Source organism: Streptomyces sp. CNT360 (assembly GCF_000424785.1).
In genome coordinates this window covers 335,694-360,113 of record NZ_AUKO01000002.1, presented here as the reverse complement: position 1 = coordinate 360,113, position 24,420 = coordinate 335,694, and the positions used below count along the sequence as shown (strand labels likewise).

Below are 24,420 nucleotides of genomic sequence, written 5' to 3'. Positions count from 1 at the left end.
GTGGAGGCAGGCGGGGGCAGGGGTGCCGGGCCCGTCGTTGCCGGACCGGCAAAAACGCTCGTCATCCCACCGGACCGTTCGCATGATCGGCGTCGAGCGGACGACGTCGCGGACGGTGCCGCCCGGTGGGTGACGGCCCTCTCCGACCCTGGAGGACAGACATGGCGCAGCACATCGCGGAACCCGTCCACCGAGTGATCCTTTCGCGGGAGCACCGCACCCACCTCGTGGAACAGGGATCCGGCCCCCTCGTCCTGCTCGTACACGGTTTTCCGGAGTCCTGGTACTCGTGGCGGCACCAGCTGCCGGTGCTCGCGGCGGCGGGGTACCGCGCGGCCGCCATCGACGTCCGCGGTCACGGGCGCTCCTCTGCGCCGTCCGCCACCAAGGCCTACCGGATGCTCGACATGGTCGAGGACAATGTCGCCGTCGTGCGCGCACTGGGGGAGGAGTCGGCGGTGATCGTCGGCCACGACTGGGGCGCGACCATCGCCGCGAACTCGGCCCTGGTCGAGCCGGAGGTCTTCCGCGCCGTCGGCATCCTCAGCGTTCCGTACGCCCCGCGCGGTGGACCGCGGCCCAGCGACATCTTCGCCGGGATGGGCGGGGACGAGGAGTTCTACGTGTCGTACTTCCAGGAGCCCGGCCGCGCGGAGCGTGAGATCGAGCCCGATGTGCGCGGCTGGCTCGCGGGCTTCTACGCGGCGCTGTCGGCCGACACGATGCCCGCACCCGACGCCCCTGACCCGCACTTCGTCAGCAGGGGAGGGACGCTGCGTGAACGGTTCCCCGCAGGCCGGCTGCCCGCGTGGCTCGGCGAGAGCGACCTCGACGTCTGTGCCGGGGAGTTCGAGCGGACCGGTCTGACCGGGGCCCTCAACCGGTACCGGAACATGGACCGCGACTGGGAGGACCTGTCCGCCTTCGACGGCGCCCCTCTCCACCAGCCCTCCCTGTTCATCGGCGGTAGCCGTGACGCGTCCACCACATGGCTGGCCGACGCCATCGACGCGTACCCGGTCACCCTGCCGGGCCTGGTCTCCTCCCATCTGCTCGACTGCGGCCACTGGATCCAGCAGGAGCGCCCTGACGAGGTCAACCGGCTTCTGACTGCGTGGCTCGCCGCCCTGCCGGTGTGAAACCCGCGCGCTGCCCCACCGGCGTCACCGGCCCTGCACCCTCCCGGTCCCCGGTTCCTGGCGCGGGCAGTGAGGGCCGTCAGACGCAGCGCACGCCCGGCCGCCGGACCATCCGCTCCCTCTCCCGGACGTGAGTCCGAGGGGTGCACGACACCTGCCCGGATATGCATGAAACACGTACCGGCAATGTGGCTACTTGCTAGGCTGAGCGTCCGGTTGAAGGAGGCTCTCGATGGATGTGACGCTTTCGCAGGCTCGCGAGCAGTGGAGCGAAGTGGTCGAGAGCCTCGGGCACGGTGCGGAGATCGTGCTGGTCAACAGCAAGAGCCGGCAGGCCGCGGTGATGCGCTGCCCGCAGGGGGACGAACCGGCCGGTCCGGTGTGGCCGAGTACGAAGGCACGGCAGGAGCTCGGCGCTCTGGTCGCTGCGGCACAGGAAGCGACACAGGTGCTGACGGTCGGCGGTCGGCCTGCCGCCACCGTGTCCTACCAGGCACCGTCCCGCCCCGGGCCGCGGCAGCCCGACGGCGTACCCGGAGTCACCGGCCTCGGCGACGTCCTGGACGGACTGCTGGGGACCGAGCCGGAGAACACCGGCCTGTCCACGGGCGTCGCGGCCCTGGACCGGGCCTCGGGAGGGCTCGTGCGCGGGAGCCTCACCCTGGTGGTGGCGCCGCCGAACGCGGGCGGGAGCCTGCTGCCGTTGCAGGCGGCACGCGCGGCCGCCTTCCACCCCGAGGAACCGGTACCGGTGCTCTACGCCCTCTCCGGGGTGCCGGTGCAGGTGGCCGCCCGGCGTCTGATCGCTGCCGAGGCGCCCGTGCCGTACGCGCAGTTCGCCGCGGGCACCCTTTCCGCCCAGCAGCGCCAGGCGGTGGTGGGCGCGGACGGCCGGCTGCGGTCGGCGCCCTTGTCGTTCACCCGGCCCGAGCCGACCGCACAGGTGATCGCCCAGGAGGCCTCCCGGATCGAAGGGCTGGGCCTGGTGGTCGTCGACCGGCTGCAGCACGTCCGTGCCGACACCGCCCCTCTGTCGGGCCGGGCCCTGCCCAGCGCGGTCAAGGCCCTGGCGCGTCTGGCCGACGAGCAACAGGTCGCCGTCGTGGCGCTGCTGGACACCGACGACCCCGGCCTGGTGGCCCAGCTGGATGCCGACCGCACCTTCCGCCTGACCCGGCACCCGGAGACCGGTTCCGCTCGCGTCACCGTGACCGCACGGGACCTGGGCGCCCTGGCGGCGGTGGAGGTCGCGCTGGACATGACCCACCTCCGTCTCCTCGACCCGCCCGTCTCTCCGGCCCCGGCGCCGGAGCCCGCGCCGTCGCCCGTACCCGCACCTGCACCCGTACCCGCACCCGGTGGGACCGGCTCCCGTCCTCCGGCCGCCGCCCCGGCCCCCGTTCCGGGGCATCGGCGAGCGGCGTCCGGCCCACCGCGCCCCGGAGGCGACGGTGCGGGGTCCCGTCCGTCGGCGGTGCACAAGGACGCCGGAAAGACCGGGGAGTTGGCCGAGCGGATCGAGGGCAAGGTCCGGGCCGTCCTCGGCGACGCGCAGGGAGACGTGGAGAAGGCGGTCGCCGCGTTGAAGAAGACCGCCATCCCGGACGTGATGGCCCTGCTGGAGGAGAGCCGTGCCGGGGGGCGTTACGACTTCCGCAACTACCCCGACCTGCCCGACATCCTGCACAAGCGCGGCCGGCAGGACGCCGACGACATCTGGGAGGCCCGCCCGCGCTGGGCCGCACCGCCCCAGGTCCTCGACCCGCTCGCCGACCAGGCGGCCACAGTCACCGCGCTGGACATCAACGGCGCCTACCTCAGTGCCCTCAAGGCCCACCTGCCGATCGGCCAACTGGAACACCACCTCGGTCCGGACGACGGCGGCCCCCCGCACGACACCAGGCGCTCCGGCGTCCACCTGGTCACGCCGCCGGCCTGGGACCATCCCGCGCTGCCGCATCCGATCGGAGACCGGGAGGAGCCGGGCCCGCTGTGGATCACCGAGTCCACCTTGCGTCTGCTGCTGCGCCTGGCCAGCCCGAAGGTGGGTCTGTGCGAGCGGCCGCTGATCCACGAGTCCTGGACCTCCGGCTCGACCGAGCAGCTTCTGGAGACCGTGCGCCGGGCGCTGGTGCAGGTCCGCACCCGGGCACTGACCGCGGACTCGGGGGAGGGGGAGGCGGCGTACGAGTACGTGAAGGCGATGTACTCCAAGCTGGTCTCCACGATGGGCGAGTCCAACTACAACCGGGCCCTCTACCGTCAGGACTGGATGCACATCATCCGCTCCCAGGCCTTCGCCAACCTGTGGCGCAAGGCCTGGGCCGCCCACCAGGCCGGTCTCACCGTCGTACGGATGATGGGCACCGACGAACTGCATCTGGCCGGCGACTGGCGACAGGCACGGGCAGCAAACAAGGACACCCTGCTGTTCCCCGAAGGGCGTGAGGTCACCCAGGTCAAGCCCAAACACACCTACCGGATCGAGAAGGTGGGCGAAGGCAGCTACCGGGAGCGGGAGGTGGGCTGATGCCGGAGCGCACGCTCGACTTCGGCCTCTACGGCGCCCAGGGCACCAGGAGCGCCCAGCTCGCCGGTGAGGTCCTCGACCGGCTCGCCCTGGAGGGCGGCATCCGCTCCCCGGTCACCACCCGCCGTGGGCTGTACGCCCGGCTGAACTACCTCACCAACTCCGCCGCCGGCTACCAGGCGATGCGCGAGGCGGGCATCACCGTGACCCGGGGCACGCTGCGCCGCTGGCTCCGGCACCGGCAGACCCCCACCCCCGACAACCTCGCTCGCATCGACGCGGCCTACCGTGGCTACCGGCGCCGCAACGTCGCCCGGCACCTGCTGGCGCGCCTCAACGCCCGCGGCGGCACCCGCGTGGAGATCCAGCCCCTCGACCAGAGCGCCGTCGCCGACCCGCGACGGCGGATCATCGAGACCGACGCCGCAGGGTTCCGGCGGCTGCGGATCCGCCGCTGGGACGGGATCGTGGACGCCTGGGTCGCCGGTGACGACGAGGCGCTCGCCGACGCGTGGGAGGGATGGCTCACCGATCTCGGCTCGCAGTGGGGGCAGTACGAGTACGTCACATCGGTCGGCTTCTCCGCGTAGCAGCGGCGGACGACAGGTGTCACACAGACGGGTCTGCTGTCACCGAGTCCGGTGGTGGAAGCGGAGTGAGCCGCGAGCTTCGCGACGAGGCAGTTGCCCAGTTGCCCCCACACTCAGCCGGACCGTGAGCGAGACCAAGCGTGACGTCACCGGGCGAGGTGGCGAGTAGCGCGCCGAGTCGGTGACAACTGCCGTGCTTCGGCCAGGTGAACCGCCAGGTCGGTACCGACCGCCGGGACGGCCCGTGTCTCGCCCCTCAGCGCGGCGGGGCGCGCTCGACAGCCAGGGCGGCCCCGGCAGACGGAACCGGAAGCGGAGCCGACGGTGCCGGTCAACTCCCGTCCCGCGGCCCTGATTTGCTCTGCGGTCCCTTGCCGTCCCCGGTGCGCCGCGCAGGTGTGGCATGGCGCGTCGCCTTCTTCGTGGATAGGGTCCCGCTCAGACGAGAAGAAGTTGGCTATACAACTTGAGGGGAGTCCCGCGATGCCCGCACCGGCACCTGACCGCCTTCCGGCCACCTGGCTGCGAGACAACTGCCCCTGCGCGCAGTGCCGCGACCCGCGCAGCGGGCAGAAGCTGTTCCAGATCGTCGATCTGCCCCGGGAGCTCGCTGTCGCAGAGACGAGCCGGACGCCGGACGGGGCCGGTGTCGAGGTGGTGTGGTCCCCCGACGGGCACCGGTCCGTCTACGCGCACCAGTGGCTGGCCGAGAACGAGCCGGCCGCCGGCCGCGGCGCGGGGGACGGCCGTACCGAAGCCGACAAGACGCTGTGGCGCGCCGCCGACCTCACCGGCCGGATACCGGAAGCGCCCTGGGAGGCGTACGGGAACGACCCCGCGGTCCGCGCCCGCACGCTGGACGCCGTGCTGCGGTACGGCTTCGCGCTGCTGCGGGACGTGCCCTGCGAGGACGGCCAGGTGCTCGACGTGGCCCGCACATTCGGCTTCGTACGGGAGACCAACTACGGGCGGCTGTTCGAGGTCCGCGTCGAGCCCGACCCGAACAATTTGGCCTTCACCGGCGCCCGCATCACCCCGCACACCGACAACCCGTACCGGGACCCCGTACCGACCCTCCAGCTCCTGCACTGCCTGACCAACGCCGCCGTGGGCGGCGACTCAGGGCTGGTGGACGGCTTCCAGGCCGCCGCGCTGCTGCGGGAGGAGGACCCGGCGGCGTTCGGCGTGCTGACGCGTACACCCGTACCCTTCCGCTTCGACGACGCCGCCACGGCCCTGGCGGCGGACCGGCCGCTGATCGCAGTGGACCCGCTCGGCCGGGTGCGGGAGGTGCGCTTCAACAACCGGTCCATCGGCACGCTCCGCCTGCCAGCCGAGAACCTGGAGGCCTTCTACCGCGCCTACCGCACCTTCGCTGAGCTCCTGCTGCGGCCCGAGCTCCAGCTCGACTTCCGGCTGACCCCCGGTGACTGCCTGATCTTCGACAACGTCCGGCTGCTGCACGCCCGTACCGCCTTCTCGGAGAACGGCGCACGCCACCTCCAGGGCACCTACGCGGACGTGGACGGGCTGGCGAGCACGCTGGCCGTGCTCCGCAGGGGGCAGACCGCCGCCGAGGCCGGGCCCCTGGAGGAACTGGCCGCGCTGTTCGCCGAAGAGGGGGCGCAGGAGTACCTCGGCGAAGAGGTGACCATGGCGCAGCACATGCTCCAGGCAGGCGCACGCGCGCAGGAAGCCGGGGCGCCGGACCACCTCGTCGCGGCGGCCCTGCTGCACGACATCGGCCACTTCCACGGTCCGCTGCACGGCACCGACCTGATGGAGGGTACGGACAACCGGCACAGCCACACCGGCGCCGACCGGCTCGCCGAGTGGTTCGGTCCCGAGGTCACCGAGCCGGTGCGGCTGCACGTCGCCGCCAAGCGGTACCTGTGCGCGGTGGAACCCGAGTACCTGGCCGCGCTCTCCGAATCCTCGGTGTACACGCTGCGGGTGCAGGGCGGGCCGATGTCGGACCAGGATGTGGCCCGGTTCGAGGCCGCCCCCTACGCGCAGGACGCCGTGGCCCTGCGCAGGTGGGACGACCAGGCCAAGGACGCCACGGCGGCCACGCCCGGCTTCGACCACTTCCGGCCGCTCCTCGCCTCCCTGCTGCGCCCGCCGCGCGGCTGACACCCCGCCCCGCCGCACCGGCCCGTGGCTGCGCCCCGTCTCAGTCGGTGGCGGGGCCGCCCGGGCGCCGGGCGAGGGAACCGGACGTGGCGGAGCTGTGCACGGTGAAGGCCACGGTGCCGGGCAGGTAGCGGTCCTCCGACCACTCGATGGGGGCCCCTGCGGGATCGGTGCTGCGGCGCCGCTCACGCAGCAGCGGGTCGCCGGGGCGGCAGCCGAGCAACTCCGCGTCGTCCTCGTCGGCCTGGACGAGATCCACGGTGTGCTGGGCGTCGGTGAACAGCACGCCCTGTTCTTCGAGTCGCACGGTGAACGACACGGTGTCGGACTCCAGACCGCAGACCAGCGTCCCGATGACCTCCGGGTAGACCGTGCGTTCGACCATCACAGGCCGCCCCGCGAGCGTGCGGACGCGCAGCACCCGGCAGACCCGGACCGCCGCCTCGTCCAGGCGGAGTTGTTCGCGCTCGGTGCCGTCGGCGTCGTCCCAGCGCACTCCTACGATGCGCCCGCCGGGCTCCTGCCCCATCGAGCGGGCCCAGCGGGTGAAGCTGAGCAGTTCGCCGAAGCTCTGCACATGTGAGGTGCGCAGCACGACCCGCCGCGTACCCCGCCGGGAGGTGACCAGGCCGTCGGCCCGCAGGACGGACAGCGCCTGGCGGACGGTGCCCCGGGAGACGCCGTACCGCTCGGCCAGCTCGCCCTCGGCGGGCAGCCGGCCTCCCGAGCCGTAGGCCCCCTCGGTGATCTCCCGTCCGAGGTCGGCCGCCACCTTCCGGTACAGCGTCCCCGGCCGGCCCGGATCCGCGCCGTCCGGGGTCGCGCCGTTGCCCACTGCTGCCTCTCCCGTGTCCGCCGGTCGTCTTCCGTTCCCCGGTGAGCCTAACCGCGCCGTACGTGCGAAACGGCCGAAGGGCCTCAGAGCTCCGAAGAAGTTGTGCAGCCAAGACGCTCCATGGCCCGGGCGGGCGTCCGACGTGCTCCCCGCGCGAGGGCACTCCGCGCCCCTGGCCGTACCGGGGTGCCGGTACCGCGTCGGTCCTTGTTCAGGGACTCCGCCGGGCGTTGAGGGTGTCCACGGCGGCGGCGGTGTCGCCGAGGTTCGCGAAGTCGACGGCGACGAAGTTCACCGGGCGACCGCGTTGGGCCTCGCACCGCCGGGCGCGGTCCAGTACGAAGTCCTCCGCGTTGACCTCCCGGGCGTCGATCCGGCTGCCCCCACCGCTGGTGACGAAGTGGTTCATCAGGAAGAGCCGCTTGTCCGTGCCGCCGCGGTTGGGGGCGCAGCTCATCTCGTGTGGAGCGGAGAAGGCGTACGGCGTCTCCATGCCGTACCGGTAGAAGTTGCGGTACCAGGGGGCCGGGCCGTCGGCGTGCTCGGCGAAGACGACCAGGCGCTTGTCGTCCTCGACCATCTGCCCCAGGGTCGGCCACTCGGCCTGCGGGTCGTCGTCGGGGGTGAACAGCAGCCGGTCCAGCCCCGCCTTGCGGAACGCGGAGGCGGTCTGCTTCCCCGTGATGCCGTCCTGGACGATGAGCGTGACCACCTCGCCCGGATGCTTGTCCATCCAGGACCTGATGTCGCGCAACGTGTCCACCAGGGGGATCGCCCCGCCACGGCACACGGCGTGGCACAGCCACAGCCCCGGCCGGGACGGGTGCGACTTGTCGAGGAGCCCGGTGATCTCCTTGCGCATGTCCGGGGCGAACTCCGACAGCTTGAGCCGCTGAGCTATCTGATCGGGCTGCTCCCAGGAGTGGGTGTCCAGGAGCAGCGCCCGGGCGCCGTTGTCGAGCTGGGTGGTGATGTCGCCGTCCTGCAGCGGGCTGATGAAGCGGTCGGCGGTCGTCGACATCGAGTTGTGGGTGGCGACGTAGGCGGCCTGGTCGTAGCGCAGCTCGCACGAGCGGCGCGAGCCGTTGCAGTACCTCTCCTCCGAGCCGCTGGCCGCGGTGGGGGCGAAGGTGACGCCCAGCACCACCGCGGTGGTCGTCACCGCGGACGTTCCGGCGAGCAGCTTGGTCCGGCCGCGCCGGCTCAGCGAGCGCGCGGCCCGCGGCCGTCGGCGCACCGACGAGAGCGCAGCCATCGACAGCCCGGCGAGCAACGGGACGGCGGCGGCGGAGAGGCCCGCGACGGTGAGCGTCCGCACCGCGGTGCTCTCCAGATCCTCCACCAGCGAGGCGAGCGACGGGGGCCACGAGCCGGGCGCCTGCCCCCAGAGGCTGTCCGTCTTCCACCGGACGAGCCAGAAGAGACCCGCCGTCAGCACGCCCCCCGCGGCGAGGCTCCAGCCGATGGCGCGCAGCCTCCGCAGGCGCCGGCGCGGCCCGGTGACCCACAGGAACGCGACGGAGAGGAGGCCGATGACGACGGCGAGGGTGTAGACCCATCCCAGTGCCAGGTGGGTGACCCCGCGGGCGGATTCGAGGGCGCCGGTGTGCATGCCGGTGCGCTCCAGGTCGTCCACGACGTTCCAGCGCCCGCCCTCGGTGAGGCGCAGCAGCTCCTTCTCGCCCTCATCGGCGCCGGACCCGGCACGCCCGCCGGCCAGATGCGGGCCGGCGGCGGCCAGCGCCGTGGCGACATCGCCCACCCCGAGTGCCCCTTCGACCTGCGGACGCAGTGCCGCCCGTTGGCTGCTGGGCACGCCGGACAGGAGCAGCTTGCTGACGTTCTTCACCGCCTGGTCGCTCAGGTCGACGGTGGGCAGGTTGGCCGGACGCCGTCCGGCGGCCACGTCGTCCAGCGCCGCCTCGACGCTCTTGACGGCTGCGGGGAAGTCGGCCTTCTCCTTGCCCTGTGCCTGGGACACCAGGCCGCTGAGGTACACCTCCGCCAGCTTGTCCAGGTTGGCCAGCACGGGGGAGAGGTCGACGGAGACGGACAGGGGCTTCGTCTCGCCCCGCAGGTAGCTGGTGAGGGCGGCGATCTGCTCGTCGGTGAGTTCGCGCACGGTCGCCGGGGGCAGGACCGTCTTCAGGTTTCCGGTCACCACCGATTCCGGTACCGGGAGCCGGGCCAGCAGGCTCCGGGTGACCGGCTGGGCCTCCGGGTCGACGAGCACCTCGTCGTAGAGCCTGTCGTACGCGTGCTCCTTGTCCAGGACCTGCTGGTAGTAGCCGCGGTCCAGGAGGGTGGTGCGCAGCGTGCTCACGCTCGCCAGCGCCGTCACGCACAGCACCGCCAGCACTGCCGCCAGGGCCCGGGCGAGGGCCACCCGGCGTGTGTGGCGCCAGTGCCCGCGCGGTGCGGGGGACGGCGACGTCCCGGACGTGGGGGCCCGGTCCCTCTCCTCGCCGTCCGTGTCGGGAACGTCTTCCTTCGCGTTCCGGGACAACCGTTCTCCCGCTGTGTCGTTCGTGCCGGCCGGTGGTGTGCGGTCGGGGCGGGGTGCTGCCACGACGTCGTGCGTGGCAGCACCCCGCCTGGCAGCCAGGCTAGAGGAGCCGCGTCGTCACTGCTAATGCCTGCCACCCGAGCTTGCGCGGTGGCGGGGCGGTGTGCGACGCGGTGCCTGTGCGGGGAAGCGGGATCAGGCCGTGTGCAGGGTCAGGCCGTAGCGGGCGAGGATCTCGTTGACCGGCTGGTACCACGTCTCACCGCCGCCGGAGCAGTCGCCCCATCCGCCGGAGGTGACGCCCTGGGCCTGGTCACCGCTGATGAAGGAGCCGCCCGAGTCGCCGCCCTCGGCGCACACGCTGGTCTTGGTCATCTCATGGACGGCGCCCTGGCTGTAGTTGACGGTCTCGTTCTTGGCGAGCACCGTGCCGCAGTGCCAGTGCGAGGTCGACCCCGAGCGGCAGATGGAGGCACCGACCGGGGCTTCCGCGGAGCCGCGGACGAGCTGGTCGGAGACCGTTCCCCAGCCGAGGACGACCGGTTCGGTCCACCAGCCGCTGCCGACGTCGACCCATGCGTAGTCGTTGTCGGGGAAGGACGAGCCCTGGAAGCTCCCGACGTGGCTGCCGTCCCAGCCGCTGACCGACTGGCCCGCGCCTCCGCAGTGCCCGGCGGTGACGAAGCCGCCCTGCACGGAGAAGCCGATGGAGCAGCGGACGTTGCCCGTGTAGTACGGGTCCCCTCCGACCGTGCCGGCGGCGAAGGTCGTGGGAGCGTGGTCCGTCGTGCGCACCGTCAGCGGACCGGTACGGCGAGCCCGGGCCAGGAAATCCTTGACATCGTTGTCGCGCTGTCGTGCGCCGAGCACTTCCACGACGATCCGGTTGGTCTTCCAGTCGGCGCGCCAACTGCTCACGCCTGCGGGCGCGTCGAGCGCGTCGATGCGCTTTCTGGCGGCGTCGAGATCCGCGGCGCTGCGGTCGACCAGCTTCACGGCTGCGCCGGTGGCCCGCACCGCGGCGGTCTTGTCCCGGTCCGCCACCGCGACGGTCAGCCGTCGGCTTCCGGGGGTGAACCACGAGCCCGCGTAGGCGGGCCCGGCGGCCTTCCGTGCCTTCTTCCCGGTGGCGGTGGCCTTCTTCTCCGCGGCCAGCCGCTCCTCGGCCTGCTGCTTGCTGAGGCCGAAGTCGCGCTGCATGGCGGTGAGTACGCCCTCGGAGGCGGGCGCGTCGTGCGAGGTGTCCTGAGCGCTTGCCGCGGGGGACGGCAGTGCGCCCGCCGTCACCAGGGCGCCGCTGATCAGTAATGCCGAGAGGACGGCGCGCGGGGTTCTGTCACGTCTCATGGATCGGCCCTTCGTTGTTCCAGCGTCATGGAGTGGAACAGCAAGGCCCGGAAGAGCTCCCGGGTATGCCGGTGCGCAGATTAGCGAGGGATCATGAACAGGTCCAGGCCAATGCCGGAAGGCGCCGTGCGAAGTCGGCCGAGCACCCCCGGGAACAGGGCGCCATGCACCCGCCATTGTCGGCCCTGCGGCGCGAAAGGCCGCTGCGCAGGGCCGCGGCGAGCCGAGACGGCAGGAAGGAAGAGGCGCGCCGCGCCGGAAGGTGCCGCAACCTGTCGTCAGGCGCCGCCCGCACGCGCCGCCGTCACGACGCCGGAGCCGGCTCGGTCGTGTCCGGGTCCGAGGAGGAGGCGCCGGTGTTCCGCCGGCCGGTCGGGCCGCCCGGTGCGCCGGCTGGCCCTTCCGTGGCCGGGGCGTGGGCCGCAGCGCGCCACCAGGGCGTGGTCGGTACGGCTTCGCCGGTCGGCTCGAACGGTTCACCCGGGCGGGGCAGAGCGACCTGTGCGCCCGCCTGTGCGGCCGCTGCGACAGTGCCCTCTCCGGGCTCGTCCCACGGGTGCGGTGCCAGGCTGAACGTGGCCCAGTGGATCGGCAACAGCACCCCGGACGGCGCCCCCTGCTGCAGGTCCAGGTGCGCCTGGACGCCTTCCGAGGGTGTCATGTGGATGTCGGGCCAGTACTCGCTGTAGGCGCCGATCTGGATCATGGTGGCATCGAACGGGCCGTGTTCAGCGCCGATCTCGCGGAACCCGGGGAAGTAGCCGGTGTCACCGCTGTGGTAGATCCGGTGACCGGACGGGCCCTCGACGACCCACGAGGCCCACAGCGTGTGCTGCTGGTTGCGCAGGCCGCGCCCGCAGAAGTGCCGGGCCGGGGTCGCTGTCAGCCGCAGCTCCGCCACCTGTGCCGACTCGGTCCAGTCCAGCTCCCGCAGCCGTTCCGGCCGGACGCCCCAGCGCTCCAGGTGGGCCCCGACCCCGAGCGGCACCGCGAAGAGAGCGTCCGAGGCGGCGAGCGCCCGGATCGTGGGGAGGTCGAGATGGTCGTAGTGGTCGTGGGAGATGACGACCACGTCCACCCGGCCCAGCGCGGCGAGCGGCAGCGGAACGGGATGCAGCCGCTTGGGCCCGGCGAACGCGAACGGGGAGCAGCGCCGGCCCCATACGGGGTCGAAGAGCACGCGCCGACCGTCGATCTCGGCGAGGACGCTGGAGTGTCCCGCCCAGGTGAGCCGCAGCCCGGAGGCCGGAGGGCGGGTGAGCTCCTCGGTGGTGGTGCGGTGGAGGGGGACGGGCGCGGCGGGGCGGCGACGTCGACGGCCTTCTTTCCTGAACAGCGCCTTCGCCAGCTCGCCCCTGGAAGCGGGGGGAGTGGACTGCGGCCCCTCGGGGTTGCGGAAGATCCCGTCCGCGAAGTGGGGGGATCGCCGGATCCGCTCCAGGCGCGCGCCGGCCGGGTCGGCCCCGAAAGCGAGCGGGCGCAGCTTGCGCACCAGTGAGCGCTGCGGTTGCCTGTCTTGGCCGGCCACGGGACCTCCTGGAGAATCGTCACTCCATTCCATCACCTCCCCTGCGGGCGTGGTCCGGCGGGATCCGTTCGTGCTCGGCCGGACCTGCCCGGACCGAGGGCTCCTTGTCGACAATGAACTCACTCGATCCGGTGACAGATTCGAGCGGATGATGTCACGCCGCGCGTCACCGCATAGCGTCATATGCCAAGTGAAAGGCCAAGGTTGGGCCGGATGGGGAGGAGAGTGCACGGGATGATTTCCCAGGAGTGCTGGACCGACCGCGCGTCATGCAGGGAGGCGGACCCTGACGACCTGTTCGTCGAGGGTGCCGCGCAGAACCAGGCGAAGAGCGTGTGCGGCGCCTGTCCCGTACGCACCGAGTGTCTGGCGTACGCACTCGACAACCGCGTGGAGTTCGGTGTCTGGGGAGGCATGACCGAGCGTGAGCGCAGAGCGCTGCTGCGTCGGCGTCCGACCGTCAGATCCTGGCACCAGCTCCTCGCGACCGCCCGGTCCGCGCACCTGAGCCGGGCCGACGCGTCCTCGGGTGAGGAGCAGCGCGCGCCCCGCAGGCTGCTCGGCGCCTGATGACAGCCGCCCGTCGGCTCACCGGCCGTAGCAGAAACGATGCGCCGGTCGGCGCACCGCGGTCACCAGGACCGTCCAGGCCGGGCATTCTCGGCCTGGACGGTCCCGGTGACCGGTGTGCGGCACCGCCGGGGCCGACGCCGGTGGCGGTGCGTGCGCACCGGAGCGTCAGCAGCTCAGGTTGTCGCCCGGGGGGACACCCAGGATCTGGGCGAACTCCTGGTACTTGTCGATCCGGCTCTGGACCTGGCCGGGGTTCCCGCCGTCGCACTCCAGGGTGCCGTTGATCGCGCGGATCGTCTCGCCGAAGCCGGCGCCGTTCACCATGGCGTCGTGCGGGGTCATGGTGCCGGGGCCGGTCTGGGTGTTCCAGTACCACAGCCCCGTCTTCCAGGAGACCGCGGCGTCCCGTTCCACCAGGTACGGGTCGTTGAGCAGGTCGATGCCCAGGGCGTCACCCGCGGCCTTGTAGTTGAAGTTCCAGCTGAGCTGGATGGGGCCGCGACCGTAGTAGGCGGCCTGACCGGCCGGGCAGCCATAGGGCTGGTCGGCGTCGCAGTAGTGGGGGTAGTTGGACTGGTCCTGTTCCACCACGTAGACCAGACCGCCGGTCTCGTGGCTGACGTTGGCCAGGAACGCGGCAGCCTCCTGGCGCTTGACGGTGTCGCTGCCGGTGTTGGCGAAGGCCGGGTAGGCGTCCAGGGCCGCCGTGAGACCGCTGTAGGTGTAGAACGAGTTCCGGCCCGGGAACATCTGCTCGAACTGGGCTTCGCTCACGACGAATTCGGCCGCGGTTCCCTTTTCGGACGATGCCGGGGCCGCCTGTGAGGTCGTGGGCATGACAAACCACAGGGCGCATCCGACCAGCAGTGCGGTCATCAGCGCCATGATGCGTCGCTTGGACACGGGCGCACTCCTCGCTTTGTAGGGGGCGCTGGGAACTCAACCGCATTGGTCTGTACCAAGTCAAGATGCGGTACCGCCACTCCACCCGGGCCACCCGGCCGGCGCGGGAAGCCGCCTCTTCGACCGTGACAAGATCGGCGCATGGAGCAGGAAAACCGCTACCTTCTGGACAACCGGCAGGTCGAGGCAGGCGCACGGTTCGACGCATTGGCGGCGCTCTTCGACGCCTCCACGTTCCGCCGCTTCGAGACCCTCGGGGTCGACGAGGGGTGGCGGTGCTGGGAGGTCGGCGCCGGCGGCCCGACCGTCCCGGCCTGGCTCGCCGCACGCGTCGGACCTCACGGGCGGGTCGTCGCCACCGACATCGACGTGTCCTGGACCGGCACGGCCGCGTCCGACGGGGTCGAGGTCCTCCGCCACGACGTCGCCGTCGACGCGCCTCCGGCCGGGCGGTTCGATCTGGTGCACGCCCGCCTCGTCCTCGTCCACGTGGCGGACCGCGATGCGGCCCTGCGCTCCATGGTGCGGGCGCTGCGCCCCGGCGGCCGGCTGCTCGTCGAGGACGCCGACCCGGCGCTGCAACCGCTGATCTGCCCCGACGAGTACGGCCCCGAACAGGAGCTGGCCAACCGGCTGCGCCGCGGCTTCCGCCACCTCCTCCAGCAACGTGGCGCCGACCTCGCCTACGGGCGCAAGCTGCCACGGCTGCTGCGCGAGGCCGGTCTCGCCGACGTGGAGGCGGACGCCTACTTCCCGATCACCTCGCCCGCGTGTGCGGCCCTGGAAGCGGCGACGGTCCACCAGGTGCGCGACAAGCTCGTCGCCGCAGGCCTTGCCACGCACGAGGAGATCGAGTCGCACCTGGCCGCCGTCACCTCCGGACGGCTCGACCTCGCCACCTCACCGATGGTCTCGGCCTGGGGCCGCCGCCCCGGTGGCGACGCGGCGTAGAGCCGCCCGGCTCGGCGGGCCGCCCGCGCCGCTGCCGGAGGTGTGAGCCGGGCGTCAGCTGCCCAGCGCGTACGCGGCGCCGGGTGAGTACAGGAAGTGCTCCCCGATCGCGCGCAGCTCACGGGCGGGGGCACGGTGCGCGGTCAACGACCTGACGTTGCGCCAGAAGCGGTCCATGTCCGCGGCGTCGACCAGCTCCATGACGCGCGCGGTGACGTGCAACGCCGACTCGCTCGCGGTGGCCTCCGCCGTGGCGACCGAGGCCGCGATCCCGGAGCTGTGCACGGTGTCGAGTTCCGGGCCGTGCCGGGCACCGTCCGCGAGCGCGTGCGAGGCGTGCTCGACGACGGTGGCGGACACGTGGACCGCCGCCGCGAGTTCCCCGTAGGCCTGGAGGAGATCGGGGTCGGCGGCGGCCGAGGGGAAGGCGGAGTCGTACCGCCGACGGTAGGGGGCACAGGTGTGGGACGTGACGAGGATGGCGTCGCGCGCCTCCGCCAGCGCGCCCTCGGCGATACCGAGGACGACGTGGGCGGTCATCATGCGCAGTGCGAGGGAGGCGAGGGCGGAGACCGGCGGAGCCAGTTCGTCATCCGTCGCCACCACGCCGACCAACTGGTCGTCCGCGACGTGCAGATGATCGCAGCTGAGGACACCCGCGCCGGTGAGGCGCTGGCCGAACAGGTCGTCCACGGGGTCGGTGGTGACACCGGTTGCGGCCGGGTCCACCAGCACCGCCATGTGCGACTCCCGGGTGCCGGCGTGCCGGGCCGGGAGCAGGACCCGGTCGGCGACCAGGGCACCCGGCACCGGCACGCCGCGCCCGCTGAGGCGGTAGCCGCCGTCGTCCGTCGTGAGTGTCAACGCGTCGTCCAGGGACCGTTCGTCACCCGTGTCCGCTCCGGCCGTGTCCGCCCCGACCTCGCCCGCCAGCAGCCACCCCCGGCCGGTCGTACGGGACTCCCACGAGGGACCGCGGTCGGCGGCCATCAGGAAGCGTCCGCTCCAGGAGAGTACGTAGTGTCGGCCGAGAAGCTCGGCGAGGGAGCTGTCGGCGGCAGCCATCCGGCGGACGACGCGGCAGGCGGTCGGCCAGTCCATGCCGTGGCCGTCGGGGGAGGGCGGAGCGAGAGCCGTCAGAAGGCCGGACTCGCGGATGCAGGCGATCTCCTCGACAGGCGCCTTGCCCGCCCGGTCGCGCTCGGCCGCGTCCACGGCGAGGTGGTCCGCGAGTTCTCGGCCCACCTGCTCCCACGGTCCAGGGGCAGCGGCCTCTTCGACGGGCTCCGCAACCGATGTCATGCGTGCGCCTCCGGGAGATGGAGTGGTGCGGCCGGAACCCGCCGGGGCCCGGCCCGGTTCCCGGCCGAAGCCCGGCGCGGCCCCGTCCGCGCGGCAGGAACGTGTCCTTGCCGTGTCGGCCGGAGTGGGTCCTGCCGTGCCGGGGCCGGCGGCCGGGAAGGCGTTCAGACGGATGCCGGCTGTGCGGACTCGTCGGCGGGTTCCGTCTGCGGGGCGGGCTTCCGGCGGTGCTCTCGCACGGAGTGGACGAGCGCTGCCGCCCAGGCCGCGTAGATGATGCCGTAGGTGATCCACTGGGCGGTGTCCCCCGCGGAGATCCAGTCCCCGCGCAGCAGCGTGCGGGCATTGGTGAGCACGATGAGGCCTCCCACGGCGGACCCGAGGACCCGCGGCGGCACGTGGCGGACCAGCCAGGCGGCCACCGGAGCGGCGACGAGACCACCGACGAGCAGTGCGACCGCCCAGCCCGCGTTGACACCCTCGGAGCCGAGGCCGTAGAGGAACCCGAGGCTGGCGGCGACCGCGACAACGAACTCACTCGTGTCGATCGAGCCGATGACCTTGCGCGGCTCCATCCGGCCGCTGGCGAGGATGGCCGGTGTGCCGACCGGGCCCCACCCGCCTCCGCCCGTGGCATCCATGAATCCGGCGACCAGACCCAGCGGGGTGAGGAACCGCTTGCGCAGCGGCTTGCCGAGCCGGTCGGTCGGCAGGCCCTGGAGGGTGAAGCGCACCAGCACGTAGAGGCCGAGTGCCAGCAGCAGCAGCGACATCAGCGGTTCGGCCGCCTCGGTCGACAGTTTGGACAGGAAGGTGGCGCCTGCGAAGGCGCCGACGGCGCCGGGGATCCCGATCCTGGCGACCACGCGCCAGTCGACGTTGCCGAAACGCCAGTGGGCGGCGCCCGAGGCCAGGGTCGTGCCGATCTCGGCGAGGTGCACGGTGGCGGAGGCCGCGGCCGGGTTCGTCCCGGCGGCCAGCAGGAGGGTGGTGGAGGTGACGCCGTAGGCCATGCCCAGGCTGCCGTCCACCAATTGGGCACCGAGCCCGGCCAAAGCCAGCAGTATCAGCGTGCGCACAGCCACCTCACAGAGATTCCTAGTTTCCCTACTGGAATAGTAGGAATAATGGCCGGAGCGGGCGCTGGGCTACAAGGGGCTGTCCATCATCCGGGCGGTTCGTGTCTCGCTCAGTGGGCAGCCGCCCGGTGGCCGACGCTCTTCCGGGCGGCTGTCCCGTGGCTGGTGCCCGGGCGGACTACGGGTTGGTCCAGGCCGACGGCGCCTCGGTCAGCAAGGAGACCTCTTCCGGGAGCCGGCCCGAGATCACGTCCGCCAGCGAGACGCCCTCCAGGATGCGCCGCACGTTGACCCGCAACGCGATCCACAGCGGCAGCAGTGATGCGGCGGGGCCGCTGTACGTCAGCTCCGGAGGCCGCACCCCGCGGACCGAGACCAGGGGCCCGTCGACGGCGCGGATGATGTCCGCGATGCAGACGTCCTCCGTCGGCTTCGCCAGGCGGTAGCCGCCGTTGACGCCCCGCTGGCTGACGACGAGCCCGCCGCGGCGCATGTCGTTGAGGATGCCTTCGAGGAACTTGTGCGGGATCTCCTGTGCGTCCGCGATGACCTCGGCCTTCAGCGTCCCGCCCGTCTCGACCGTCGCAAGCTGCAGAGCGGCACGCACCGCATAGTCCGCCTTGGCCGAGATCCGCATGCGCACATTATGCCCCGGAGGCCGGTCAGCTCGACGGCGAGAAGGCGCTGGCGCTCCCCGGCCCCGCGGAGCGGTCTTCGCGTGCTCGGGGCCCCTCCTTGTCCGGTGCGGTGACCAGGTGCGATGATCCTGGGCAGTAGTTGCGTAAGGCTTGCAACAGCAAGAAGGAGTCAGCAGAGTGTCCGGGGAGTGTACTCGGCGGCACCTCGTCGGGCTGGCCGGCGGGGCCTCCGCGGCGGCGCTGCTCTCCGGGTGCCGGGAGACGAAGAGCGTTGCCGGATCAGACCGGCCACGGCGGGGCGGGGTGCTGCGGGCTGCCTTCCCCGGCGCCGGTGCCAAGGAGACGCTGGACCCGCACAAGCAGCGGCAGTTCGTCGACATCGCCCGTCACAAGGCGATGTTCGACAAGCTCGTCGAGCTCGGTCCCACCCTGCGCCCCGTGCCGCGGCTGGCCCGGGAGTGGGAGTCCGACGCGGACTCCACGGTCTGGCGCTTCCGGCTGCGCGAGGCCGTCTTCCACGACGGACACCGGCTGGACGCGGAGGACGTGCTCTACAGCCTGCACCGCATCCTCGACCCACGCGCCCCCGACCATCTGGCAGCCGGCTCGCTGGCCACCGTCGATCTGCGCCGGTGCCGGGCCGTCGGCAAGGACACCGTCGAGTTGCGGCTGACCGAGCCAGGTGCCGAGTTCCCGTCCCTGCTCGCCGCCACCGGCGCGGTGATCGTCCGTCGCGGCTACCGCGATCCGGCCCGCCCTGTGGGCACCGGCCCCTTCCGGTTCGGCTCCTTCCGCGCGGGCCGCTCCCTCACCGCCCACCGCTTCGACGACCACTGGGGCGGCGCACCGCACCTCGACGAACTGCGCATCCTCTCCGCCGAGACCGAGGCGCGCGGCAGCGCCGTCCAGGCCGGCGAGATCGAGTACGCGCACGAGATGAGCCCCACGTTCGCCCGTGTCGTCGAGGGCAACTCCCGGGTGGAGCTGGTCTCCACGCCACTCAGCGGCGTCGACGGCTTCGCGCTCAAGACCGACCGGCCGCCCTTCGACGACCCCGACGCCACCATGGCGGTCAAGCTGCTCGTGGACCGGCGCCGGCTCGTCGAGGTCGTCTCGGGCAACCGGGCGCGGCTGGGCAACGACATCTACGGCAAGGGCTACGCGTACTACCCGCAGGGCGTGCCGCAGCGCGAGCACGACGTCGCCGAGGCGCGCCGGCTCGCCCGCCGCAGCGGACTCCACCACCGGCGGCTCACCTTCTACACCTCGACCGCGGCCGACGGCTTCGTCAACGCCGCACAGCTCTTCGCCGACATGGCGTCGGAAGCCGGGATCTCGGTGAAGGTCGTCACCGGCCCGCCCGAGACCTACTACACGGACCAGCTCACCACGGGGGACATCGGCAACCACCGCTGCGGCGCCATGCCCATACCCACCTACCTCTCCCAGCGGCTGCTCAGCAAGGGCCCGCAGAACGCCAGCGCCTGGCACCGCCGGGACTTCGACCGGGACTTCGCCCGGGCCCAGGGCATCGGGAAGGAGGCGGCCCGCACGCGCGCCTACGGCGCACTCCAGCGCACCGTCCGCGACGAGGGAGGGCTCGTGCTGTGGGGCCATCCCGACTGGCTCAACGCCGTCACCACCTCCGTCCACGGAGTGCGTCCCGCCCCGCCCAACACCCTCGACTGGGCCCGCTTCGACACCGTGTGGGTGGACTGACATGGCACGGCACGCGCTGCGCCGCATCCTGCTGGCAGCCGGTCAGCTGGTGGCGCTGTCCGCTGTCGTCTTCCTGCTGACCTCGCTGCTGCCCGGCGACGCGGCCGACGTCCTCTTCAACGACAAGGCGGGCACCCGGCAGATCGCCCAGGTGCGCGACGAGATGCACCTCGATCAGCCGCTGCTCCAGCGGTTCTGGGAGTGGGCCGGCGACCTGCTCACCGGCGATCCGGGAACCTCGCTGACCGGAGGGCAGCCCGTCTCGCAGATCGCCGCCGAGTCCCTCGGTGCCACCGCTCTGCTCGCGCTCGCCACCGTGCTCGTCGCGGTGCCCCTGGCCCTCGTACTCGGCCTGGTGGCGGGCTGCCGTGAAGGCGGCAGGCTCGACCGGGCCGTCACCGCCGTGACCCTGGCGCTCAACTCCGTACCCGACTTCGTGCTCTCCCTCGTCCTGGTCGCCGTGTTCGCGCTGAAGCTGGGCTGGCTGCCGTCCACCTGGGTCGGTGCGACCGCCGGTGACCTCTTCGCCCGTCCCGGGCTGCTGGTGCTGCCGGTCGTCGTGCTGCTGGCACGGACGGTCTGCCAGCTCGTCCGGCAGGTGCGGGCGGGCACTCTCGGTGCCCTGCGCTCCGGATACGTCGTCCAGGCGCGCCGGCTCGGGGTGCCGAAGATGCGCCTCGTGCTGCGGCACGTGCTGCCGAACGCGGCCGTGCCGGGCGTCCAAGAACTCGCCCGCACCGGGGACGCCCTGCTCGGCGGCGTTCTCGTGGTCGAGGCCGTCTTCTCGGTACCGGGTACGGCCACCGCGCTCATCGACGCGGTGCAGAGCCGCGACGTGCCCACCGTCCAGGCGCTGACGCTGCTGCTGGCGGCCGTGGCGCTGTCCCTGAACGTGATGGCGGACCTGGTCTCCCACCGGCTCTCGCCGCGGGTGGAGGTGCTGCGATGACGGCGGTGATGACGGCGGGGACGCGTCGGCGCCGCGGCACCGGTGTGACGACGGGCCTGGCCGCGCTGCTGTTCTCCCTCCCGGTGGCCGTCGCCGTCTTCGGGCCGCTCCTCGCCCCGTTGGCCGAGGCCTCCGGACCGGGTGCCCCCTACGCGCTGGACGGGCGCCACCCCCTCGGCACCGACGGGCTGGGCCGCGATGTGCTGGCTCTGCTGCTGCGAGGCGGCGGCAGCGCACTCGGCTCGGCGGCGGCCGCGGTCGGTCTGGCCTGCCTGGTCGGCGGAGCGGTGGGCCTCGCAGCCGCCGTCAGCCGCCACCGCTGGCTCGACGAGTTGCTCATGAGACCCGTCGAGGTGATCCTGCCCGTCCCCTCCCTCCTGGTGATCAGCGTCGTCGGCGTGGGGCACCACGGACAGGCGCTCACCATCACCGCGGCGGTCGCTCTCGTCAACGTCCCCGCCGTGGCGCGCCTCGTACGGGCGGCGGCACTCAGGGCGGCCGGCAGCCCGGTGGCGGAAGCCATGCGGTTGCAGGGCGAGTCGTGGTCGCGCATCCAGTTGGGCTACGTCGGTGGCTCGGTGCTGCCCGTCGTCGCGGCGGACATCGGGACCCGTCTCACGGGCGCGGTCTTCACGGTGGCCGCCGCCAACTTCCTCGGCCTCGGCCTGCAACCCACCTCGCCCGACTGGGGCGTCACCATCGCCGCCGGACGGGAAGCCCTGCTCGTCCAGCCATGGGCGGTCTGCGCGCCGGCCGCGATGCTCCTGATGTTCACGGTCGGTCTCAACCTCCTCGCGGACCGGCTGCTCGGGCGCCGGGACCGCACCCGCGGGACCGGCCCGCGAACGGTCCGGACGCGGGACGCGGAAAGGGAGCCCACCTCATGACCTCTCCCGTGACCGAGGCGCACGGTCTCACCGCCCGCGCCTGCGACGGCACCGTCCTCGTCCAGGACGTCGGTCTGGTGCTGCGGCCGGGGCGCGTCACCGCACTCGTCGGGCCGTCCGGCAGCGGCAAGACGACCACCGCCCTGGCCCTCCTGGGCGAGGTCGGAGAGGGGGTGCGGCTGTCGGGGCGGGTCCGGGTCGGCGGCATCGAGACCGTCGGTGCCGACGGGGTGACCCGCGAGGCGGCCGGCCTGCGCGGCGGCACCGTCGCCTACCTGCCGCAACACCCGGGCAGCGCGCTCAACCCGGCCCGGCGCACCGGCTCGGTCCTCACCGAACTCGCCGCCCTGCACGCCGTCCCGCCCGGCATCCGGCGGAGCGCAGCCCGTGCGCGCGCCCGCGCCGCGCTCGAAGGGGCCCAGATGCCGGGCGACCGGGCGACGCTGCGGCGCTTCCCGCACCAGTTCTCCGGCGGGCAGCAACAGCGCGTCGCGCTGGCCCAGGTGCTCGTGTGCGGGCCCAGGGTGCTGATCCTCGACGAGCCGGGCACCGGCCTGGACACGGTGACCCGGGCCGCACTCACCCGGGAGCTGGCCGAGCTCGCCGACACCGGTCCGGCGGTCCTGCTGCTCAGCCACGACCGCGCCATGGTGCGCGCGCTCGCTGACGACGTCGTGGTGCTGGAGGGCGGACGGGTCACCGCCCGCGGTACGCCCGACGACGTGCTCGCGCCCGCTCCCGCACCGCGCGCCGACCCGCCGTCCGGAACCGGGCGGCAGGCCGGCGGGTCGTCCGTCCCCGCGTGCCGTACCGCCGCCGAGGGCGGGCATCCGCAAGGGGATCCGTCCCGTGCGTCGCTGCTCTCGGCCCGGAGCCTGACCGCCTGGCTGCGCCGGCGCGGCCGGGACGACGTCCTTCATGACGTCTCGCTCGGCCTGCGGCCGGGGGAATGCCTGGGTGTGGTGGGCCGTTCGGGGAGCGGAAAGACCACACTGGCGCGCTGCCTGGCGGGGCTGCACGAACGCTGTCACGGCGACATCCTGCTCGACGGTTCCCCGCTGCCCGTGCTGCGGCGCCGCGACGGTGCCCAGAAGCGGCGGGTGCAGTACGTGTGGCAGGAGGTGCACGGCTCGTTCGACCCCCGGCGCGCGGTCCTCGACCAAGTGGCCCGTACCGCCGAGCGGCTGCGCGGTCTCACGGCCGACCGTGCCCGTGACGAGGCGGCCGCCCTGCTGGCGGAGCTCGACGTGGCGCGGGCGACGGCCGACCGCCGCCCCGGCGAGCTGTCCGGTGGAGAACTCCAGCGCGCCGCCTTCGCCCGTGCGGCGCTGGCCGGCCCCGACGTGCTCGTCTGCGACGAAGTCACCAGCGCCCTCGACCCGGCCGCCACCGCACGGCTGCTCACGCAGGTGGAGCGGCTGCGCGCCTCGGGAACCGGAGTGCTGTGGATCGGCCACGACCTGGAGCTGATGCGCCGCGTCGCGGACCGGCTCGTCGTGCTCGACGCCGGCCGGGTCGCCGAGACCGGACAGTGTGCGCGGGTACTGGCCTCGCCGGGCGCGGCTGCGACACGACGCCTGCTGGACGCGGAGGACCTCGGCGCCCGGCGCCGGGACGCGACGGTCCCCGCACAGGCAGGGGCCGCACAGAAGGGATGAGACCCCGCCGCACGGACAGCTCTCGTGACCACCGCACCGGCCACCACGGCGTGACCACCGACGACATCTTCACCTCAGCACCACGCGGCCACCGTCGCGTGGCCACCGCACCGACCCGCAAGGAGGACCCCATCGTGACCGAGACACCGCTGCGCGAGGACTGGCAGGCGTGGCAGAGGAGTTGGGACCGTCAACAGGAGTGGTACATGCCCGACCGGGAGGAGCGGTTCCGGGTGATGCTGGAGACCGTCGAGGCCGTGGCGGGGCCCGAACCGGTCGTGCTGGATCTGGCCTGCGGCACCGGCAGCATCACCGCCCGGCTGCTGGAGCGGCTGCCCGGTGCCCGCAGCACCGCACTCGATCTGGACCCCGTCCTGCTGTCCATCGCCCGCGGCACGTTCGAGGGGGACGAGCGGGTGCGGCTCGTCACCGCCGACCTGACCGACCCCGACTGGCCCGACGCGCTGCCGCACGCCTCGTACGACGCCGTGGTGACGGCGACCGCTCTGCACTGGCTCAGTGCCGACGCGCTGCGGTCCGTCTACGGGCGGATCGCCCGCGTCGTGCGTGAAGGGGGAGTGTTCCTGAACGCCGACCACATGCGCGACGACGAGGCGCCTCGTCTCAACGCCGCCATGGAGGCGTTCCACACCAGGCGCAAGGAGAGCGAGCTGTCCGCCGGTGCCCAGGACTGGCGTGCCTGGTGGGGCCAGGCCGCCGACGACCCGGCACTCGCCGCGCAGGCGCAGGAGCGGTTCGCCCTCTTCGACGATCCGCGTCTGCCCGCGCCCGGTGGCGACGGCCGGGTCCGCGAGGGCCGCCCCGTGACCACGGCGTGGCATCTGGAGGCCCTGCGCGCTGCGGGCTTCAGCGAGGTACGCCGCATGTGGTGCTCCGCGAGCGACGCGGTTCTCGCAGCCCTGCGCTGAGGCCCGGCCGGGCGCCCCCGGGCGGGCCCCGGCGGCCGCCCGGGGGTGCACGTGCCCGTCATGTCGTTGCGTCGGCCCGGATCGAGCCTGCTGAGCCGGTGCCGGGTCGGCGCAGGAGAAGACGTCGGCGGCAGGAGGAGAGCGCGCGGCGTGCCGCTCGCTTCGCGCCGGATGCGGGCCGTCGGGCCGTGTTCTTCGAGGCCCGGGGCGAGGGGAGTGGCGGG

Annotated in this window: 19 protein-coding genes; 11 read left to right on the top strand and 8 right to left on the bottom strand. The window is 72.9% G+C overall.

From position 1 onward, the window contains the following. The first annotated feature begins 161 nt into the window (after positions 1 to 161). The 4 genes from H297_RS0106110 to tmpA all read left to right on the top strand — a co-directional run bounded on the left by H297_RS0106110 (position 162) and on the right by tmpA (position 6,392). The gene (locus H297_RS0106110; RefSeq protein ID WP_027736313.1) at positions 162 to 1,139 is read left to right on the top strand and encodes an alpha/beta hydrolase; all 978 of its coding nucleotides are present in this window, start codon (positions 162 to 164) and stop codon (positions 1,137 to 1,139) included. Positions 1,140 to 1,371: 232 nt separating this feature from the next. Then, positions 1,372 to 3,669: a DnaB-like helicase C-terminal domain-containing protein gene (locus H297_RS40165; protein WP_051351581.1), complete on the top strand. Its 2,298-nt coding sequence runs from the start codon at positions 1,372 to 1,374 to the stop codon at positions 3,667 to 3,669. Next, the gene (locus H297_RS0106100) at positions 3,669 to 4,259 is read left to right on the top strand and encodes a hypothetical protein (protein WP_027736312.1); all 591 of its coding nucleotides are present in this window, start codon (positions 3,669 to 3,671) and stop codon (positions 4,257 to 4,259) included. The genes H297_RS40165 and H297_RS0106100 overlap by 1 nt, the downstream gene beginning before the upstream one ends. Before the next feature lie 483 nt (positions 4,260 to 4,742). After that, complete coding sequence (tmpA, locus tag H297_RS34825) at positions 4,743 to 6,392, top strand: 2-trimethylaminoethylphosphonate dioxygenase (protein ID WP_037793007.1); 1,650 nt, start codon at positions 4,743 to 4,745, stop codon at positions 6,390 to 6,392. Positions 6,393 to 6,432: 40 nt separating this feature from the next. On the opposite strand, the gene H297_RS0106090 is transcribed toward tmpA, so the two are convergent. From H297_RS0106090 to H297_RS34820, 4 genes are all read right to left on the bottom strand, one after another. Continuing rightward, the gene (locus H297_RS0106090; RefSeq protein WP_051351580.1) at positions 6,433 to 7,227 is read right to left on the bottom strand and encodes a GntR family transcriptional regulator; all 795 of its coding nucleotides are present in this window, start codon (positions 7,225 to 7,227) and stop codon (positions 6,433 to 6,435) included. A gap of 211 nt (positions 7,228 to 7,438) precedes the next feature. Further along, the gene (locus H297_RS0106085; protein WP_037793210.1) at positions 7,439 to 9,613 is read right to left on the bottom strand and encodes a PI-PLC domain-containing protein; all 2,175 of its coding nucleotides are present in this window, start codon (positions 9,611 to 9,613) and stop codon (positions 7,439 to 7,441) included. Positions 9,614 to 9,928: 315 nt separating this feature from the next. After that, complete coding sequence (locus H297_RS0106080; RefSeq protein WP_027736309.1) at positions 9,929 to 11,080, bottom strand: trypsin-like serine protease; 1,152 nt, start codon at positions 11,078 to 11,080, stop codon at positions 9,929 to 9,931. A 304-nt stretch (positions 11,081 to 11,384) separates the two neighbouring features. Further along, positions 11,385 to 12,608, bottom strand: coding sequence for an MBL fold metallo-hydrolase (locus tag H297_RS34820; protein WP_037793004.1), 1,224 nt, complete (start codon positions 12,606 to 12,608; stop codon positions 11,385 to 11,387). Between the two features lie 234 nt (positions 12,609 to 12,842). On the opposite strand from H297_RS34820, the gene H297_RS34815 reads away from it, so the two are divergent. Continuing rightward, complete coding sequence (locus tag H297_RS34815) at positions 12,843 to 13,178, top strand: WhiB family transcriptional regulator (RefSeq protein WP_064744781.1); 336 nt, start codon at positions 12,843 to 12,845, stop codon at positions 13,176 to 13,178. 168 nt (positions 13,179 to 13,346) lie between these two features. Here H297_RS34815 and H297_RS0106065 read toward each other — a convergent pair whose 3' ends face one another. Then, complete coding sequence (locus H297_RS0106065; protein WP_486589440.1) at positions 13,347 to 14,018, bottom strand: chitinase; 672 nt, start codon at positions 14,016 to 14,018, stop codon at positions 13,347 to 13,349. A gap of 207 nt (positions 14,019 to 14,225) precedes the next feature. On the opposite strand from H297_RS0106065, the gene H297_RS0106060 reads away from it, so the two are divergent. Then, positions 14,226 to 15,035, top strand: coding sequence for a methyltransferase domain-containing protein (locus tag H297_RS0106060; protein ID WP_027736307.1), 810 nt, complete (start codon positions 14,226 to 14,228; stop codon positions 15,033 to 15,035). Between the two features lie 54 nt (positions 15,036 to 15,089). Here H297_RS0106060 and H297_RS34810 read toward each other — a convergent pair whose 3' ends face one another. The 3 genes from H297_RS34810 to H297_RS0106045 all read right to left on the bottom strand — a co-directional run bounded on the left by H297_RS34810 (position 15,090) and on the right by H297_RS0106045 (position 18,053). Further along, entirely contained in the window at positions 15,090 to 16,337 is a 1,248-nt protein-coding gene (locus H297_RS34810) for an acyl-CoA dehydrogenase family protein (RefSeq protein ID WP_037793003.1), read from the bottom strand. A 164-nt stretch (positions 16,338 to 16,501) separates the two neighbouring features. Beyond that, entirely contained in the window at positions 16,502 to 17,422 is a 921-nt protein-coding gene (locus tag H297_RS34805; protein WP_486589424.1) for a sulfite exporter TauE/SafE family protein, read from the bottom strand. A 172-nt stretch (positions 17,423 to 17,594) separates the two neighbouring features. Then, the gene (locus H297_RS0106045; RefSeq protein ID WP_027736306.1) at positions 17,595 to 18,053 is read right to left on the bottom strand and encodes an Rrf2 family transcriptional regulator; all 459 of its coding nucleotides are present in this window, start codon (positions 18,051 to 18,053) and stop codon (positions 17,595 to 17,597) included. Positions 18,054 to 18,231: 178 nt separating this feature from the next. Here H297_RS0106045 and H297_RS0106040 point away from each other — a divergent pair, with 178 nt between their 5' ends. The 5 genes from H297_RS0106040 (at position 18,232) to H297_RS0106020 (ending at position 24,196) form a co-directional block, all read left to right on the top strand. Beyond that, on the top strand, positions 18,232 to 19,773 hold the full coding sequence (locus H297_RS0106040) for an ABC transporter substrate-binding protein (protein ID WP_027736305.1): 1,542 nt from the start codon (positions 18,232 to 18,234) through the stop codon (positions 19,771 to 19,773). A gap of 1 nt (position 19,774) precedes the next feature. Next, positions 19,775 to 20,722: an ABC transporter permease gene (locus tag H297_RS0106035; protein ID WP_027736304.1), complete on the top strand. Its 948-nt coding sequence runs from the start codon at positions 19,775 to 19,777 to the stop codon at positions 20,720 to 20,722. Continuing rightward, positions 20,719 to 21,609: an ABC transporter permease subunit gene (locus H297_RS0106030; RefSeq protein WP_078513778.1), complete on the top strand. Its 891-nt coding sequence runs from the start codon at positions 20,719 to 20,721 to the stop codon at positions 21,607 to 21,609. Before H297_RS0106035 ends, H297_RS0106030 begins: the two co-directional genes overlap by 4 nt. Further along, positions 21,606 to 23,267, top strand: coding sequence for an ATP-binding cassette domain-containing protein (locus tag H297_RS34800; RefSeq protein ID WP_051351576.1), 1,662 nt, complete (start codon positions 21,606 to 21,608; stop codon positions 23,265 to 23,267). Before H297_RS0106030 ends, H297_RS34800 begins: the two co-directional genes overlap by 4 nt. Before the next feature lie 134 nt (positions 23,268 to 23,401). Then, entirely contained in the window at positions 23,402 to 24,196 is a 795-nt protein-coding gene (locus H297_RS0106020) for a class I SAM-dependent methyltransferase (protein WP_027736302.1), read from the top strand. The last annotated feature ends 224 nt before the right edge of the window (positions 24,197 to 24,420 follow it).

What these genes read in the sequence shown, in the direction of transcription:
- H297_RS0106110 (WP_027736313.1), top strand. Translation starts at nt 162, where the DNA reads ATGGCGCAGCACATCGCGGAACCCGTCCACCGAGTGATCCTTTCGCGG.
- H297_RS40165 (WP_051351581.1), top strand. Translation starts at nt 1,372, where the DNA reads ATGGATGTGACGCTTTCGCAGGCTCGCGAGCAGTGGAGCGAAGTGGTC.
- H297_RS0106100 (WP_027736312.1), top strand. Translation starts at nt 3,669, where the DNA reads ATGCCGGAGCGCACGCTCGACTTCGGCCTCTACGGCGCCCAGGGCACC.
- tmpA (WP_037793007.1), top strand. Translation starts at nt 4,743, where the DNA reads ATGCCCGCACCGGCACCTGACCGCCTTCCGGCCACCTGGCTGCGAGAC.
- H297_RS0106080 (WP_027736309.1), bottom strand. Translation starts at nt 11,080, where the DNA reads ATGAGACGTGACAGAACCCCGCGCGCCGTCCTCTCGGCATTACTGATC.
- H297_RS34815 (WP_064744781.1), top strand. Translation starts at nt 12,843, where the DNA reads ATGATTTCCCAGGAGTGCTGGACCGACCGCGCGTCATGCAGGGAGGCG.
- H297_RS0106065 (WP_486589440.1), bottom strand. Translation starts at nt 14,018, where the DNA reads ATGCCCACGACCTCACAGGCGGCCCCGGCATCGTCCGAAAAGGGAACC.
- H297_RS0106060 (WP_027736307.1), top strand. Translation starts at nt 14,226, where the DNA reads ATGGAGCAGGAAAACCGCTACCTTCTGGACAACCGGCAGGTCGAGGCA.
- H297_RS34810 (WP_037793003.1), bottom strand. Translation starts at nt 16,337, where the DNA reads ATGACATCGGTTGCGGAGCCCGTCGAAGAGGCCGCTGCCCCTGGACCG.
- H297_RS0106045 (WP_027736306.1), bottom strand. Translation starts at nt 18,053, where the DNA reads ATGCGGATCTCGGCCAAGGCGGACTATGCGGTGCGTGCCGCTCTGCAG.
- H297_RS0106035 (WP_027736304.1), top strand. Translation starts at nt 19,775, where the DNA reads ATGGCACGGCACGCGCTGCGCCGCATCCTGCTGGCAGCCGGTCAGCTG.
- H297_RS0106030 (WP_078513778.1), top strand. Translation starts at nt 20,719, where the DNA reads ATGACGGCGGTGATGACGGCGGGGACGCGTCGGCGCCGCGGCACCGGT.
- H297_RS34800 (WP_051351576.1), top strand. Translation starts at nt 21,606, where the DNA reads ATGACCTCTCCCGTGACCGAGGCGCACGGTCTCACCGCCCGCGCCTGC.